This is a genomic window from Geoglobus acetivorans (assembly GCF_000789255.1).
Taxonomy (GTDB): Archaea; Halobacteriota; Archaeoglobi; order Archaeoglobales; family Archaeoglobaceae; genus Geoglobus; species Geoglobus acetivorans_B.
Map to the genome: position 1 here is coordinate 493,990 of NZ_CP009552.1, position 13,362 is coordinate 507,351.

General features: G+C 47.5%; 16 protein-coding genes and 1 other RNA gene. 10 read left to right on the forward strand and 7 right to left on the reverse strand.

What is annotated here, in order from left to right:
- The first annotated feature begins 22 nt into the window (after nt 1-22).
- From GACE_RS02860 to GACE_RS02875, 4 genes are all read left to right on the forward strand, one after another.
- Nucleotides 23-196 (forward strand): preprotein translocase subunit Sec61beta, encoded by a 174-nt coding sequence (locus GACE_RS02860; RefSeq protein ID WP_048091014.1) that lies wholly within the window; start codon nt 23-25, stop codon nt 194-196.
- A complete protein-coding gene (engB, locus tag GACE_RS02865) occupies nt 177-767 on the forward strand; it encodes a GTP-binding protein EngB (RefSeq protein ID WP_048091016.1) in 591 nt (196 codons plus the stop codon). The genes GACE_RS02860 and engB overlap by 20 nt, the downstream gene beginning before the upstream one ends.
- A 202-nt stretch (nt 768-969) precedes the next feature.
- Nucleotides 970-1,212, forward strand: coding sequence for a MoaD/ThiS family protein (locus GACE_RS02870; RefSeq protein WP_048091018.1), 243 nt, complete (start codon nt 970-972; stop codon nt 1,210-1,212).
- A 100-nt stretch (nt 1,213-1,312) separates the two neighbouring features.
- Nucleotides 1,313-1,903: a hypothetical protein gene (locus tag GACE_RS02875; RefSeq protein ID WP_148305904.1), complete on the forward strand. Its 591-nt coding sequence runs from the start codon at nt 1,313-1,315 to the stop codon at nt 1,901-1,903.
- Nucleotides 1,904-1,936: 33 nt separating this feature from the next.
- Here GACE_RS02875 and GACE_RS02880 read toward each other — a convergent pair whose 3' ends face one another.
- The 6 genes from GACE_RS02880 to GACE_RS02900 all read right to left on the reverse strand — a co-directional run bounded on the left by GACE_RS02880 (nt 1,937) and on the right by GACE_RS02900 (nt 5,042).
- Nucleotides 1,937-2,524, reverse strand: coding sequence for a translin family protein (locus GACE_RS02880; protein WP_318249276.1), 588 nt, complete (start codon nt 2,522-2,524; stop codon nt 1,937-1,939).
- Nucleotides 2,514-3,383 (reverse strand): 4-demethylwyosine synthase TYW1, encoded by an 870-nt coding sequence (twy1, locus tag GACE_RS02885; protein ID WP_048091022.1) that lies wholly within the window; start codon nt 3,381-3,383, stop codon nt 2,514-2,516. Before twy1 ends, GACE_RS02880 begins: the two co-directional genes overlap by 11 nt.
- A 23-nt stretch (nt 3,384-3,406) precedes the next feature.
- On the reverse strand, nt 3,407-3,721 hold the full coding sequence (locus GACE_RS02890) for an AzlD domain-containing protein (protein WP_048091024.1): 315 nt from the start codon (nt 3,719-3,721) through the stop codon (nt 3,407-3,409).
- The gene (locus tag GACE_RS02895; RefSeq protein WP_048091026.1) at nt 3,709-4,353 is read right to left on the reverse strand and encodes an AzlC family ABC transporter permease; all 645 of its coding nucleotides are present in this window, start codon (nt 4,351-4,353) and stop codon (nt 3,709-3,711) included. The genes GACE_RS02890 and GACE_RS02895 overlap by 13 nt, the downstream gene beginning before the upstream one ends.
- A 42-nt stretch (nt 4,354-4,395) precedes the next feature.
- Nucleotides 4,396-4,709, reverse strand: an RNA gene (ffs, locus tag GACE_RS11380) — signal recognition particle sRNA.
- A gap of 42 nt (nt 4,710-4,751) precedes the next feature.
- Nucleotides 4,752-5,042: a winged helix-turn-helix domain-containing protein gene (locus tag GACE_RS02900; protein WP_048091028.1), complete on the reverse strand. Its 291-nt coding sequence runs from the start codon at nt 5,040-5,042 to the stop codon at nt 4,752-4,754.
- 93 nt (nt 5,043-5,135) lie between these two features.
- On the opposite strand from GACE_RS02900, the gene GACE_RS02905 reads away from it, so the two are divergent.
- From GACE_RS02905 to GACE_RS02925, 5 genes are all read left to right on the forward strand, one after another.
- Complete coding sequence (locus tag GACE_RS02905) at nt 5,136-5,984, forward strand: KaiC domain-containing protein (RefSeq protein ID WP_084063653.1); 849 nt, start codon at nt 5,136-5,138, stop codon at nt 5,982-5,984.
- Between the two features lie 27 nt (nt 5,985-6,011).
- The gene (locus tag GACE_RS02910; RefSeq protein ID WP_048091032.1) at nt 6,012-6,629 is read left to right on the forward strand and encodes a KaiC associated regulatory domain-containing protein; all 618 of its coding nucleotides are present in this window, start codon (nt 6,012-6,014) and stop codon (nt 6,627-6,629) included.
- 268 nt (nt 6,630-6,897) lie between these two features.
- Nucleotides 6,898-7,086 (forward strand): type II toxin-antitoxin system ParD family antitoxin, encoded by a 189-nt coding sequence (locus GACE_RS02915; RefSeq protein WP_048091034.1) that lies wholly within the window; start codon nt 6,898-6,900, stop codon nt 7,084-7,086.
- Nucleotides 7,083-8,240, forward strand: a complete 1,158-nt coding sequence (ftsZ, locus tag GACE_RS02920; RefSeq protein ID WP_048091036.1) for a cell division protein FtsZ — start codon at nt 7,083-7,085, stop codon at nt 8,238-8,240. The genes GACE_RS02915 and ftsZ overlap by 4 nt, the downstream gene beginning before the upstream one ends.
- A gap of 55 nt (nt 8,241-8,295) precedes the next feature.
- Nucleotides 8,296-8,586, forward strand: a complete 291-nt coding sequence (locus GACE_RS02925) for an MTH1187 family thiamine-binding protein (RefSeq protein WP_048091038.1) — start codon at nt 8,296-8,298, stop codon at nt 8,584-8,586.
- On the opposite strand, the gene rgy is transcribed toward GACE_RS02925, so the two are convergent.
- Nucleotides 8,581-11,799 carry a reverse gyrase gene (rgy, locus tag GACE_RS02930; RefSeq protein WP_048091040.1) on the reverse strand — a complete coding sequence of 1,073 codons (3,219 nt, stop codon included), beginning with the start codon at nt 11,797-11,799 and terminating at the stop codon, nt 8,581-8,583. The genes GACE_RS02925 and rgy overlap by 6 nt on opposite strands.
- 175 nt (nt 11,800-11,974) lie before the next feature.
- On the opposite strand from rgy, the gene GACE_RS02935 reads away from it, so the two are divergent.
- Entirely contained in the window at nt 11,975-13,360 is a 1,386-nt protein-coding gene (locus GACE_RS02935; RefSeq protein ID WP_318249277.1) for a 4-hydroxyphenylacetate 3-hydroxylase N-terminal domain-containing protein, read from the forward strand.
- The last annotated feature ends 2 nt before the right edge of the window (nt 13,361-13,362 follow it).

Genomic DNA, 13,362 nt, shown 5'->3' on the forward strand with positions numbered 1-13,362 from the left:
ATCCGGTATAATACACTTCCTCATGGCAAAGAAGGAAAAAGCGCCACCATTGATGTCATCTGCTGGAATCATGAGGTATTTCGAGGAAGAAAAGACTCAGTTCAAGGTAAGTCCCAAAGCTGTTGTCGCCTTTGGACTGGCTGTGGGCATCCTTGCAATAATAATGAACGCATACTATGGACTCTGGCCGGGTTAATCTTGAGATAATCTTCACTGGACGGTCAAATGTGGGAAAATCGACCCTTTTTTCTCAACTTTTTGGCGTGAGTGTTAGGAAGGGTAAAAAGCCAGGAACAACAATTGCGCCCAATTTCTACCATTACAGGGATTTTCTCGCCACAGATTTGCCGGGTTTCGGGTATGTGAAGGGTGTCAGCAGAAGGTTCAATGAACGGGTGAAGGATTTTATCGTGAGGTACATCGAAGATTACGCAGAAAGGATTGCTGCGGGAATTATAGTTCTCGATTCGGGTTCTTTTGCGGAAATTGTGGAGCGGTGGGACCGGCGAGGTTACATTCCTATTGATGTTGAAATGGCCGATTTTCTGCGGGATGTGGGGATTGAGGTGGTGGTTTCAGCCAACAAGTTTGATAAGGTGGACAGTCCGGAAGAGACAATCGAATACATATCTGAAAAGCTGAAAGTCTCGAGGGAACGGATCATTCCAACTGTGGCAAAGAAAGGCGATGTTGGTGGTGTGAAGAATTTTATAAGACAGATTTTCATAAAAAACAACAGGCATGATTTGATTAAGGTTTTAAAATAATATAGGTGGAAACATCTTCAAAAGGAAGCTGAGAAGATTAATATAGTTGAAATAACATATATTATACTGTGATCGAGTATGAGGCGGTTTAACTGGAGACTTTTCAGAAGAAAAGGTACGAAAAAGGAAAGCATGAAGGATGAGAAACTTCTCCTGAAAAATGTTGATGATATCAAAAACCCCCGGGATGAGAGGGACATTCATGAAGTCGCAAAAGAGGTCCTCCCAGAAGAAGATTAAGGCCAAATTCATTTTTTTGGGAGGCTTCGAATTTAGGGAAAAGGAAATCGAAGCCGACCCCGGTGTCAGGTATTCGGAGCTTCTCAGCTCTCTCGGGATAAATCCTGAGACCGTCGTTGTTATACGAAACGATGAGCCAGTTCCCATCGATTCTGAAATTGAATCCGGTGAGGTCAAGGTTTTGAGGGTCATTTCTGGTGGATGATGATAGTAATTATTGGGAAAATATTTAAGAAAACGAAACTGAATATTTGACCACACACCTCTGTGGTATCCAATCATGACAAACACGCTGGTGCATGTTGATGAGGTCTCATACCATAATTTTGGCAGATCCCGGATATGGAGGCCCGTCTCTGGCCTACAATATCTCCTCAACCATTTCGGATAAAGTTCTGTGGTTCTCTTCGGAGAATCCAAAAGTAGCTGAGAATATCGCAAAATCGTACGGGAAGAGGATCAGGCTGGACGTCATCAATTCGAGAAGGATAAACATCGCAAACCTCAATGAGATCAATATCCAGCTCTCCAGATATCTGGAGACTGTAAGGGATGTACCTGCGATCTGCCTCACTCTGGTTTCAGAACTGATTCTGATTCATGGTCTTGAAAAGGTGTATCTGTTTCTGAGTAACCTGATCAATAAGGTTGAGGCCAAGAGGGGGACAGTTATATCTCTGGTAATCAGGGGGGCGCAACAGAGGAGAGACGAGATACTGATTTCAAGGCTTTTTGCCAATGTCTTTACACTTCATGGTGAATACGAAAACGAAGTTAGAAAATTCGTCCTTGAGAGCGATGGACCGATAAACGACAGATTTCTGTTTGAACTCCAGTCAGAGGGCTACAGGATAGACCTTCCTCCCGATGTTGAAAAATTCATCAAGGGACTTTAAAATCGGGTCTAATTCAGCCTGAAACCCGCGCTTCTATTTATCGAGCAGGTTTATAAGTTTTGCAGACAGCAGATCTGATTTGGTTCTCTCTATGGAGTTTCTGGCAACGTCCAGCTTTGGTCTCAGGTTTCCGGTGAGCCTGTCGTGGAAATCGAATTCAATAAGGATGTGGTACAGTTCTTCCATGATTTCGACAACCTTTCTGATTTTTTCGTCGCTCTCCCCCTTCACCATCATCGTCAGCGCAAACCTTCTCAGCTCTCCGACGCAATCTGCCATTCCTGGAAGCAACGCCTGCGGTATGCTGACCGGAAACCTTTCGGGAATTTTTAATCCTCGAACAATGTGTGTGAATGTATATGCCTCAACAAGCTCCTGAAGAGCATCGTGTGCAAGGTAAAACTGATCTGGGTGCTTTTCTCTGTAGTCCAGCAAATCTCTGGCGAGGGAGAGGGCGTTGCTCAGGTACTCCTCAGCAGCTTCCAGATTTCCCTTATGCACATTTGCAATCGCTTTTGAGCTGTTGAGTCTGACCGTTCTCGATTTTACTATGATTTCTTCCCGTATCTTTTCTTTTTCCTCAAGCTCACGTCTGATTTCTTCGAAAATCTCATCTCTCAAGAAGAACCACCCTGCTTATCTCGCTTTCATCCTTTATTTCATACCCGCTCAGTTTTGCGAGCCGCTCAGCAAAAGCCTTTACTTCATCGTGTTCCGGCATCGCATCCCTGCTGAGCCTCAACCTTGAATGTCCGAGATGCATGTATGCCTTCGCCTCTATGTATTCCGGCTGGGCAGCGTTTATCACGTCCAGAAACCTTTCGGGGTTCATGTTTATCCCTCTTATCAGCGTCAGTCTGATCACTGTTTTTGCATCTTTCTCCGACATTATTTTCATCGTTCTCTCTATCCTGTCCCACAAACCGGCGTTCTGCAACCTTCTGTGTGACTCTTCGTTCCAGGCAGTAATGCTCAGATACAGCTGGTATGGCTCGACTTCTTCCACGGCGTCCGGGTTTGTTCCGTTTGTAACGAGAAACGTCGTGAACCCGTTTTTGTTGTAAATGTCCACGAGTTCCGCAATTTTCGGGTATATGGTTGGCTCACCAATCAGGCTGATCGCAACCTGGTTCGGTTCGTAGGCTTCTCTGAGCTTTTTTTTGTTCACGCCCTCGGTACCGTGAAAACCACTCAGAAGCCTTTGCTGGGCTTTAATCGATTCTTCGAAAATATATTCGGGCTCATCCCAGTTTTCGAATGGTGGCATCAGGTTGAGAGGTCTCCAGCAGTGGATGCATGAGAAGTTGCATATCAGTGCAGGAGACATCTGCAAACACCTGTGGCTTGCTATCCCGTAAAATTTCTGCTTGTAACAGTAACCCTGATCTTTCAGGGATTTTTTGAGCCACAGGCATGTTTTCACTGCAGAGTGTTTGCCCACAATCTGGTAACCCTTCAGCTCCTCTAAGCTTTTCACCATTCGTCTTCACTAATTTAATGGGGTTAAAATAATTTGCTTACCGAGAGTATGGTGAAATGAATGATTACCCCAAGCATTATTGAAACGCCAGCGTTTTTTGTTCTGGAATACACAAGCGCGATGAAAATCAGGGCGATTGTGTTGGTCAGGTATTTGCTCACGTCTGGCTCTGTGCTGAAGAAAGAGGTTACAAACAGTGCAGAGATTATTGCCACAGAGGAACCTGACAGATATTTTTCTGCAGACTCAATATTGATCCGGTCGGACAGGTAAAATGGCAGAACTCTCGCAAGATACGTCCCCAGAGCCACTGCAATGATTGCGATCAGCCTCTCCATTTCAGCACCTCTCCTGCTTTTGCCGTCAGCAGCGGTGTCAGAATACCTGCCCCAATAACTGCCAGGGACGATAGCCCTGAAAGAAGGAAAATTACTGCAATCATCCCGCCTACAATGGCGGAAACATGGTGTCTTTTGATGCTGGGGAGTAGAAGGACGAAGAATAGTGCGGTTATCGAGAACACGAGTGAGGGATAAAGGGGCGTGGATATCAGAAGGTTGCCGAAGTATATGCCAGCCAGTGTTCCAAAAACCCATGCTGAGTATGCACCGATTTCCAGGCCATGTATGAATTTCTCTGTTGCTCTTGTTGACACAGTGGTGGCGAAAACTTCGTCCGTTAGCCCGAAAGCCGTGAGGTAGGGTTTTTCTGGTTTCACCGTTCTATGCACTATCGTGCTGTAGACGAGGTGCCTCAGGTTGAGAAACACCGGCACTATAACTGATTCCGGGAATGAAGCTGCAGATATCAGGGCAAACTGACTGGCTCCGGCGAAAATCAGTAAGGAACACAGAAAAGTTTCGAGTTCTGTAAGCCCAGCCGTTCTGGCAAGAACACCGAATGTAACCGAGACCGGAAAGTAGCCGAGGATGATGGGTGTGCTGAAAGCAAGCCCTTTTCTGAAATCCATACGGTTGGATGGGCTTTGGGTTATAAATATTAATGGAATGAGAGGTGGGCGCGCCTCCGGTCGACCCTTCTGGCTGGGAGGTTATTTTCGCCCCTCCCCTCCTCTCCGCACCCCCAGGAGCGCCGAACGTCCGGAGTTAGCCTGCTCCCTTCCGGGCCTGAGCCGGTCCCTCCGGCAAACATGGCGGACATCCCCTCCGGGAAGCCCAACCATGACCGCCGGCCCCCTGGGACGGAGACTCTGCAGGGCGGGGCGACTTTACCCCCCAGCCTTCCAGGCCTTCCGTCGGCTTCGGCCCCCGCGTAACGGCGGTTTCGGGTTACAGGGGACGCCGAACCCCCCGGCCTAGCCCACCGTATTAGTGTATGCTGTCAGGGTATAAAACATTAATCAATGGATCAACCTCTTGAGAGTATGAGTTCGGTCAGAACTCTCCCCTCTTCGGTCAGGTGGATTCTGCCCTCACGAAATTCTATGCAGCTACCCTTTGTCAGAATATCCAGGTGATATTTCAGGAGTTTCTCTTCCACTCCAAGTTTATCCGCAAGCTCGTGGACACGTCTGCTTCCGCCATAAAGTTCTGCCAGAATTTTCCTTCTGATCGGGTTGTTTATTGCCATTTTGAATCTTCTTCTCAATTCTTCGGCCTTTTCGGGGTCTTCCGATTTCGTCCACTCTTCAAACTTCACGGGTGTATCTTGTTTTTCACCATTCTAATCTTTTCCCCTAATATCTTAGTATGATACAAAATTTTTTATACTCAATACTGCATAATATTAATCGTGGCGAGATATTATGAATTGAAGGAACTGGAGACGAAGGCACCGAAGCTGTTCGGGATTCCGACAGGGACGAAACTCGATGACATGTTTTACAGGATTGAGCGGGAGGGAGACAGGTACGTCAGAAAACCTCTCGGAGGGATACCCCACCTTGCCGTTATGAATATCACCGGTGTACCCGATACAGGCAAGAGTGTTTTTGCGGAGCAGTTTGCCGTAACTCAGGCAAATAACGGCTACCGGGTTCTCTTTGTTACTGTTGAAAGTCCGGCGAACTTCCTCTACACTGCCCTGAAACAGAAGGCCGAGGCGATGGGTGCGGATTTCTCCAGGGTGGAGGAGAACATTGTGGTTATTGACGCTGCTGAAAGCGATGAGCTCCGGGAAAATGTGAGGGCTCTCATAGATACGATGGCGTATGCCATCAGGGAGAAAAAGACGTCGAATGTTATTATTGACAGCATTACCGGCCTGTATGAACATAAAGAGGTGATGGCCAGGCAGATTGTGCGTCAGGTTTTCAACTTTCTCAAAAAGTTCAGGCAAACAGGAATTCTGGTCTCGCAGAAGAGAAGCGCTCAGGCGAGTGAAAGTGCTGAAGCTGCAGGAGGTCTGGCAGTTGCGCATATTGTCGATGGCACAATAGTTCTTGACAAGAAGCTCATCGAGACGAGATGGGATGTCAATCTCTACGGTTTACCTCTTGGAGAGGTTCTGAGGACCGTGAGGATTGATGGTTGCAGATTGACCGCTCACGACAGCAAGACGTGGGTTTTTGAAATCACCGAGACCGGGCTGGTGAACATCATTTCCCCTCTGAGCGATTACGTGGAATCGAAAATCAGGTGAAGTATTGTCAGGGGGAGGTGGTGGGGTATGGAGATTATTGCAAGGCCCAAGGGTGGAAATGTGGACAGAATGGCGGAAAAGGTCTTCATGAAGAGCATAGAGATTCTTGGGGGGCTGAAAAAGCTCGTTGAATACCGGAATCTTACGTGGCTGCCTTCACTGGCAGAGGCGGCATACGTCATCGTTCTCAGGAATGAGGCTCTCAAAACCTACTCCGAAATTGCAAGGGAACTCGGGATCACTGAGGCGACCGCAAAGAACATAGCGACTGCCGATGAGATGAAGGTTCTGGAATATGTAAGAGGAGGGCTTGAGGAAAGGCCGAAAGAACACGTGGCCGGAGGTATCGCAAAGCTTGCATACAAGGCTTTGAAGGAGTCCGGGGAACTGGACGTGGATGAAGTTTCGCTGAACGATGAGATGACTGAGATTCTGGAGATCGCATGGGCGGTTCAGGTGCTTTCCAAGATTAAGGGTCTCGATTTCCCTGCTGGGAAGGAGCAGCTTGGCGAAAGGCTTGCCGGAATACTGGTGAAGGTGAGGGGTGGAGAGTACAGGATAGAAGAGCTGCTGGAGAGAATTGATTATCCGGTAAATGGCCCTTCAGAGCTGTTACACAAGCTGAAAATGGCTGCATCCTCCTGATTTGCCTTTCACGAAGATGTACGTCAATATTTTTCCAAATTCTGACTTTCGAATTTTTTTCAGATGGAACGTTCTCAGCCATCTGTCCCGGTATCTTCGGGATCTTATCTCATTATGATAATAGAAACATTTTTATAGGTGGACAACAATAAGACATTGTCCGACAAATGGAGACTAATGTTGCATCTTTGTCACCCATTGGGTGGCGGCGGTCTCCGGCGGGAGGACTGTAGTCCTCCCCAATTTCACCTGTAAGGGGCGAAGAGTGATGAGAAAAATATCTATCCGTGTCACGGACCAGCAGTACGAATTTATCGAACAGCTTGTTGCAAGTGGGGATTACGCTAATACAAGTGAAGTCATCAGAGAAGCTCTCAGGCTTTTTATGAAGGTTAAGCGGAAAGAAATGAAGGAAGTTTTTGGTGACGAAATTAGGTGGAGAGGGGAGAATGTATGAAGTCGTTTATTAGAGATGCTCAGGAATATTATAGAAAGGAAATGGAAAGCAAGAGACAGAACTTCTCGATTGAGGAGTTTGGAACACCAAACATAGTTGTCGTGGGCTGTGGTGGAAGTGGAAATAACACCGTGAACAGGTTGAAGAATATAGGCGTGGATGGAGTTACGACGATTGCAATCAATACTGACAGACAGCATCTTGAGATGATAAAGGCGGATAAAAAGATCCTGATAGGGAGAAGCCTTACGAAGGGTCTTGGGGCAGGAGGCTATCCTGAAATCGGAAGGAAAGCAGCGGAACTTGCGAGAGGTGTGCTTGAAGACCTGCTCAGAGATGCACACCTTGTTTTTGTCTGTGCAGGTCTTGGCGGTGGAACCGGAACTGGCTCCGCTCCTGTCGTTGCAGAGATTGCAAAGAAGCAGGGTGCGATAGTTATCGGAATGGTTCAGATGCCGTTCAGCGTTGAAAGGGCGAGAATAGAGAAAGCAAGGGAGGGACTTGAGGAGCTGAAGAAGCACACTGACACGGTTATTGTGCTGGATAACAACAAGCTCCTCGAGTATGTGCCAAACCTGCCCATAGAACAGGCCTTCAGCGTTATGGACCAGATAGTTGCCGAGACGATAAAGGGCATTGTCGATACGATTACCAAGCCGTCTCTTATGAACATCGACTATGCCGATGTCAGGGCAATCATGGGGCATGGCGGTGTGGCAGTGATGCTTGTTGGTGAAGCAAAGTCCCAGAACAAGGCTCAGGAAGTCGTCAGAGACTGCCTGTCTCATCCGCTTCTCGAGGTCGACTACAGGGGTGCGACGGGCGCGTTAATCCACATAACTGGTGGACCCGACCTCTCGATAAAGGAGGCAGAGGAGATAGTCAGGGACCTTACGTTCGAGATTTCAGACAGTGCAATGGTCATCTGGGGCGCGAGGATTGACAGGGAATTCGAGGGCATTGTCAGGGTTACGGCGATAATGACCGGAGTGAACCCTGAAAAAGCTTTCGCGGCCAAGGAGGAGGGATTTCTACCTTTTTCCGGAAACGGTAGGAAAAAGGGCAGTGGATATGTTAAATCCCACAGCACATCAGAACCGCACCCGGTCCCGTCAATGGTTGCAAAGAACTTTGGTGGTATTGACGTTCTCTGACCTTTCAATAAACAATTTTTAAAATTTTTATTTCAGTTTTTGTCCATTTTTCTTTATGATTGTCGAAATGTCTGTTGTGCCGGTGGGTGCTGGCGAATCTGTCAGCAGGTATGTTGCAGAGGTCTTGAAAATCATCCGCAGCAGGAATCTGAAATATGAACTCTCCTCCATGGGGACTTCTGTAGAGCTGGATAACTATCACGAACTTGGAGAACTCCTGCAGGAAATAAATGACAGACTGGTGGAGATGGGTGTGGGAAGGGTTTACATGGTGATAAAAATCGACAGCAGGGTGAAGGGGGGCAGCATAGAGCAGAAAAAAGAATCCGTCATGGACAAGCTATGATATCTCCGAGATCTCTGTGTACATGTCTTCAAGCACTTCAAGGTATTCAGCAACCCCTTTCTCAATTTCGTCCATCTTTTTCTCCAGCAGCCTCGTTCTGCTTTCAGATACGAACTTTCCGTAGTTCTTCATGAGGTACTCGAAAACCTTCCTTCCCGTCTCTGTCGGAATCAGTTTTCCGCCACGTTCGATCACGTATTTTCTCAGAAACAGCTTTTCGATGATTGTAGCATAGGTTGAGGGCCTTCCAATCCCCCTTTCTTTCATGAGGGATATTATGTCAGACTGGGTGTAAAGTGGAGCCTTCGGAACCTTCAGCAGCTTTGCTTTAACTTTATGCTTTCCTTCTGGCAGCTCTTTTCTGACCCACACAGACCTGTAAAGCTCAAATGCTCTCCCTCTGGCGTTTACGACTCTTTCCTCATTAAATTCCTTCAAATCCGCGATTATTCTGTATCTGACCACTTCCACCTCGTAATTCTCACACTGGCTGGCCATGAATCTCCTGAAAATCAGGTCGTAGAGTGAAAGGTGTCTCCAGGTGATGTTTTCTGCCTGAATGACACCTTCCTGAATAAGCCTCTGCACATCGTATCTGTCTAATGGTCGTGTGGGTCTGATACACTCATGCGCTCCCTCAGCCTCCCACCTTCTCCCGGCAAAGTCCTCTCCAAGGTATTCTTCAGCTATTTTCAATCCGACCTCGCTCACCGAGGTGGAATCCGTTCTGTGATAGGTTATAAGGCCACTCTCGAAAAGTTCCTGGGCCAGTCTCATGGTTTCTCCTGCTGGAATCTTCAGTATGTTGCTGGCGTCCCTCAGCATGGTGTCCGTGGTGTATGGGGGCAGAGGTGTCCTGCTCTCGACTTTCCTTTCCAGAACCTCTATTTCCAGCTCAAGGGTATCGCTTTCAACATCTTCAAGGTAAAGACCGAGTGATTCGATGAATGCAACTTTTCTTTTCTCACGACTCTCGTTGAACCTCTCGATTATCCATCCCAGCACAGGAGTCTGGGCTCTGCCTGCTGAGAGGTTTCTGTTTTTGAACACCTCCCAAAGCTTCTGACTCAGAACAAAACCGATCCATCTGTCCTCGATTCTCCTTACGATCTGAGCCTTGACAAGATTCTGGTCAATATCTCTCAGCTCGTTCAGTGCTTTCAGGATCGCCCTCCTCGTAACCTCATGAAATTCGGCCCTTTTTATCTCCCCGCAGCCCTTCAGAAGATTTGCAATATCCCATGCGATTTTTTCACCTTCAGAATCGGGGTCTGTTCCTATTATGACATGTCCAGCCTGTTTTGCAAGCCTCCTCAGAAATTCTATCCTTCTTTTCGAGTCATCGACATTCTTACCTCCGCATTTGGGGCAGTCGTCTCTCTCCTCCGTGAACTGATAACCGCAATCGCGGCACTTTTTTATCGACGAGTATATCGGTCTGAATACGTTTTCTTCGACCTCAACCCCGTGGAATGCTCTGTTTGTTATCAGGTCCGTGATATGTCCCAGGCTTGCGGTGATCAGCAGCACACGTTCTGCGGTTGGCACCTCATATACTATCGATACTCCGCTGCCATAGCTGAAGGCCTTGATGCTGGGCTGGCCGAAAAACCGGGCTATCTGTCTCGCTTTGGTGGGACTCTCCACTATGAACAGGGTTGGTTTAATAAGGTCCTGCATTTCGTGACGTTTCAGAAATTTCCGTCTTGACTCGTTTATTTCCTTAATCAGGGTATCGAAGTCAACATCCTCGAATTTCCTGAATTCCACATCGTAGTATCTGGCTCTCTCGATAAACGCGTTCCTGACAGGCTCATCATCTTCAAGCAAAAAGCTGGCACCTTTTGTGATGCCTCCAGCGAACAGTCTTGATGCTCTCCCCGATCCCTGTATGTATGTTCTTACGTCCGGGAATATTATTTCGTTCTCCCTGATGACAACATCCTTTCCGCATTTGTCTCCCCTTTGCAGAATCTCCCTGAGTACTGACCTGAGCTGATTAATCTGGTCCTCTCTCAGGGAATTTAGATATGGAAGGTATTTTTTCACCCTTTCGTCATCTCTGAAAATCAGGGCGAGAGTTCTGAGCATGGTGTGGCTCAGACTGTCCAGGTCCTCGAATTTCACCCTGAAAACTGGTGCCTTAACGAAAACAACGAATCTTATTTTTTCTGGAAGGTCCAGACCTCTGACGAGCGTTCCGTAATAGTATGCAGTTCCAACGATGTGGTCTATCTCACCTCTCTCAAACCTCTCATAGTCCCTTTTGCTCTTGGCACTTACGATTCCTATTCTGAACTCTTCTCTCAGTGATTCGTAAATTTTTTCCGCCTCTTCTGTGCTGCGGGCGTAGATCACACCACCGCTACCCATCCTCCTGAGGACTTTCCTGAGAGTGTCGATATCTGAGCTTTCGATCACCACATCCTCGATGTTTCTTACCGAATGTGTTGTTGTTCCGACATCAAAATTGAGCAGTTCCCTAAACAGCCTTATCTTCTGCCCTTTCTTTGCCGTGGCGGTTGAAACCATCAGCACTCCTCTTGCTGTGCCTTTCCAGCCATCTTTCGTCCTTGCAAATCCGAGGAGCTGGAGGATTCTGTCCACGTTTTTCGATGCTTTCAGAACGGCATCAACATCGTCAACAAAGATGAAGTCAAACGTGTTTTTTATTTCTCCAAAATTCTTTGAGAGGAATGCAGTGGTTGTTATGAGGACCTGATAGTCTTCACTTCTCAGGATCTCGAAAAAGCTTTCTTTCTCACTTTTTTTCATTTTGCCATGGTAGTGGCATACGGTTATCTCCGAACGCCTGTTGAAACCAACCCCAATTCCGACCTTTTCCGAGATCTGGGATATCTTTTCAACCGTCTGATCCACGAGCAGGGTGGTTGGGAAAATCAGATAGGATTTTTTTCCCTTCCGGGCGAGAAATAGTGCCATTGCTATGCCGAAGGATGTCTTTCCGACTCCTGTCGGAGCAACGGCAGCAAAGCTTTCATTCTGAAACACCCTTCTGGCCCAGAATATCTGTATGCTTCTCGGCTCTCCTATTGCCTTTTTAAAAAACTGGATGAATTCAGAGGTTACTTCATCAGTGTGATGCAGGCAGAGGGCTTTGTTCTCCCTCAGACAGATGTTGCCCTCAATTTCTTTTTCGAAGAGGGAAGAATTGCACACGCTGCAGAGGTTTTCATATCTTGTAAAAATCATGAATTTTGGTTGTGCGGGGTTGTTTTAAAGGTTTCCGTACCGGTATGGTTTTTACAGGTGGCAGCATCTGCGCTCCTTGGACTTATGGGTGTGGTGCGGTTGCATAGACGATGTAACCAACCTGCTTCTGTGAAAAAATCAAAATCGATAAATAATTTCACGTAACGTTAACATCATGATAAATGGGGATGAATATGTCAGGCGAATAAAAGGTTATTCAAGGGACATATATGTCAGGGGTGAGAGGGCTGGTTTCGACCACCCCAACGTGGAGCCGGTTTTAAAGGCGATCTCCGTAACTTATGATCTGGCCAAGGAAAAGGGCTACCACACACACTCGGAACTTGTCAACAGGGAGGTCAATATTCTGAACACCTACTGCAGAACTCCCGATGACCTGATCAAGAGGTACGATTTTCAGAGGGAGCTGAGCATGAGACTTGCAACGTGCAATTACAGGTGTCCGGGGGCTGATGCGATAAATGCGTTTGCATCGGTTCTGGAAGGTGAGGAGAGAAATCGGTTTCTTGTCCTGCTGAGAGAAATTCAGGAGAATGATTACGCATGCACATCTGCCCTCACGGATCCAAAGGGGAACAGGAGCAGAAGACCTTCAGAGCAGAGGGAGATGTATGTCAGGGTTGTTGAGGAACGAGATGACGGAATAATTGTTGAGGGTGCAAAAATACATCAGAGTGGTGCTTTTGCAGCCGATGTGAACTTTTTCCTGCCGGGACAGACCTTCAGGGAAGGCGAGGAAGAGTTTGCCGTAGCATTCGCCCTCAAACCGGAGGACAGGGGTGTGAAGTACATTCTTCAGAACACGGGGATGCAGGCCAAACAGAGGGACGGGGGAGAATTCGAGTATGGAAATCCGTATGGAGACAGGATTACATGCACTGTTGTCCTCGACAGGGTTTTTGTTCCTTGGGAGAGGGTTTTCATCTATAAGGACCTGAAAAAAGTCAGGGAGCTGCTCACTGCATTTGCAAACTCTCACAGGTGTGCTGGGGCAGCGTGCAAGGCGGGATTTGTGGACTCGATGACAGGTGCAGCGAGCCTCATGATTCGGGCAAATGGTCTCGAGAATGTCCAGGCTCTCAGATCAAAACTTGGTGAGATGTCGGCTGCTTCTGAAGGGGCATACGCAGTTGCTGTTGGCGCTGCGGTGAAGGGGGCTGAGAAAAATGGGGTCTGGCTGCCGGATGCGATCATGGCCAATGCCGGGAAGGTTATAGGTGTTGAGGGCTTTACAAAGGTTATGAGGCATCTTGCTGACATTGCAGGAGGGATTCCCGGAACTGCACCATCTGAATTCGATTTGAGGAGCGAAGAAATAGGCAGATATGTGGAGAAATATGTCAGAGGTGCGGAAGATTTCAGTGCGGAGGACAGGCTGAGGCTGATAAAGTTCATTGAATTCTGGCTTACAAGCTCTCATTACATAGGTGCATTGCATGGTGGAGGCAGCGTCTCGGCGTCGGTGATTTTTCTGCAGTACATGAGCGATTTCAGCTCAAAGGAGGATGCCGTGAGAAAAGCGATAAATCTAAAATCCTGACC

Excerpts from the sequence above, each read along its gene's own strand:
- GACE_RS02860 (WP_048091014.1), top strand. The coding sequence starts at position 23 with ATGGCAAAGAAGGAAAAAGCGCCACCATTGATGTCATCTGCTGGAATC.
- engB (WP_048091016.1), top strand. The coding sequence starts at position 177 with ATGGACTCTGGCCGGGTTAATCTTGAGATAATCTTCACTGGACGGTCA.
- GACE_RS02870 (WP_048091018.1), top strand. The coding sequence starts at position 970 with ATGAAGTCGCAAAAGAGGTCCTCCCAGAAGAAGATTAAGGCCAAATTC.
- GACE_RS02875 (WP_148305904.1), top strand. The coding sequence starts at position 1,313 with ATGAGGTCTCATACCATAATTTTGGCAGATCCCGGATATGGAGGCCCG.
- twy1 (WP_048091022.1), bottom strand. The coding sequence starts at position 3,383 with ATGGTGAAAAGCTTAGAGGAGCTGAAGGGTTACCAGATTGTGGGCAAA.
- GACE_RS02890 (WP_048091024.1), bottom strand. The coding sequence starts at position 3,721 with ATGGAGAGGCTGATCGCAATCATTGCAGTGGCTCTGGGGACGTATCTT.
- GACE_RS02895 (WP_048091026.1), bottom strand. The coding sequence starts at position 4,353 with ATGGATTTCAGAAAAGGGCTTGCTTTCAGCACACCCATCATCCTCGGC.
- GACE_RS02910 (WP_048091032.1), top strand. The coding sequence starts at position 6,012 with ATGGAGATTATTGCAAGGCCCAAGGGTGGAAATGTGGACAGAATGGCG.
- GACE_RS02915 (WP_048091034.1), top strand. The coding sequence starts at position 6,898 with ATGAGAAAAATATCTATCCGTGTCACGGACCAGCAGTACGAATTTATC.
- ftsZ (WP_048091036.1), top strand. The coding sequence starts at position 7,083 with ATGAAGTCGTTTATTAGAGATGCTCAGGAATATTATAGAAAGGAAATG.
- GACE_RS02925 (WP_048091038.1), top strand. The coding sequence starts at position 8,296 with ATGATTGTCGAAATGTCTGTTGTGCCGGTGGGTGCTGGCGAATCTGTC.
- rgy (WP_048091040.1), bottom strand. The coding sequence starts at position 11,799 with ATGATTTTTACAAGATATGAAAACCTCTGCAGCGTGTGCAATTCTTCC.
- GACE_RS02935 (WP_318249277.1), top strand. The coding sequence starts at position 11,975 with ATGATAAATGGGGATGAATATGTCAGGCGAATAAAAGGTTATTCAAGG.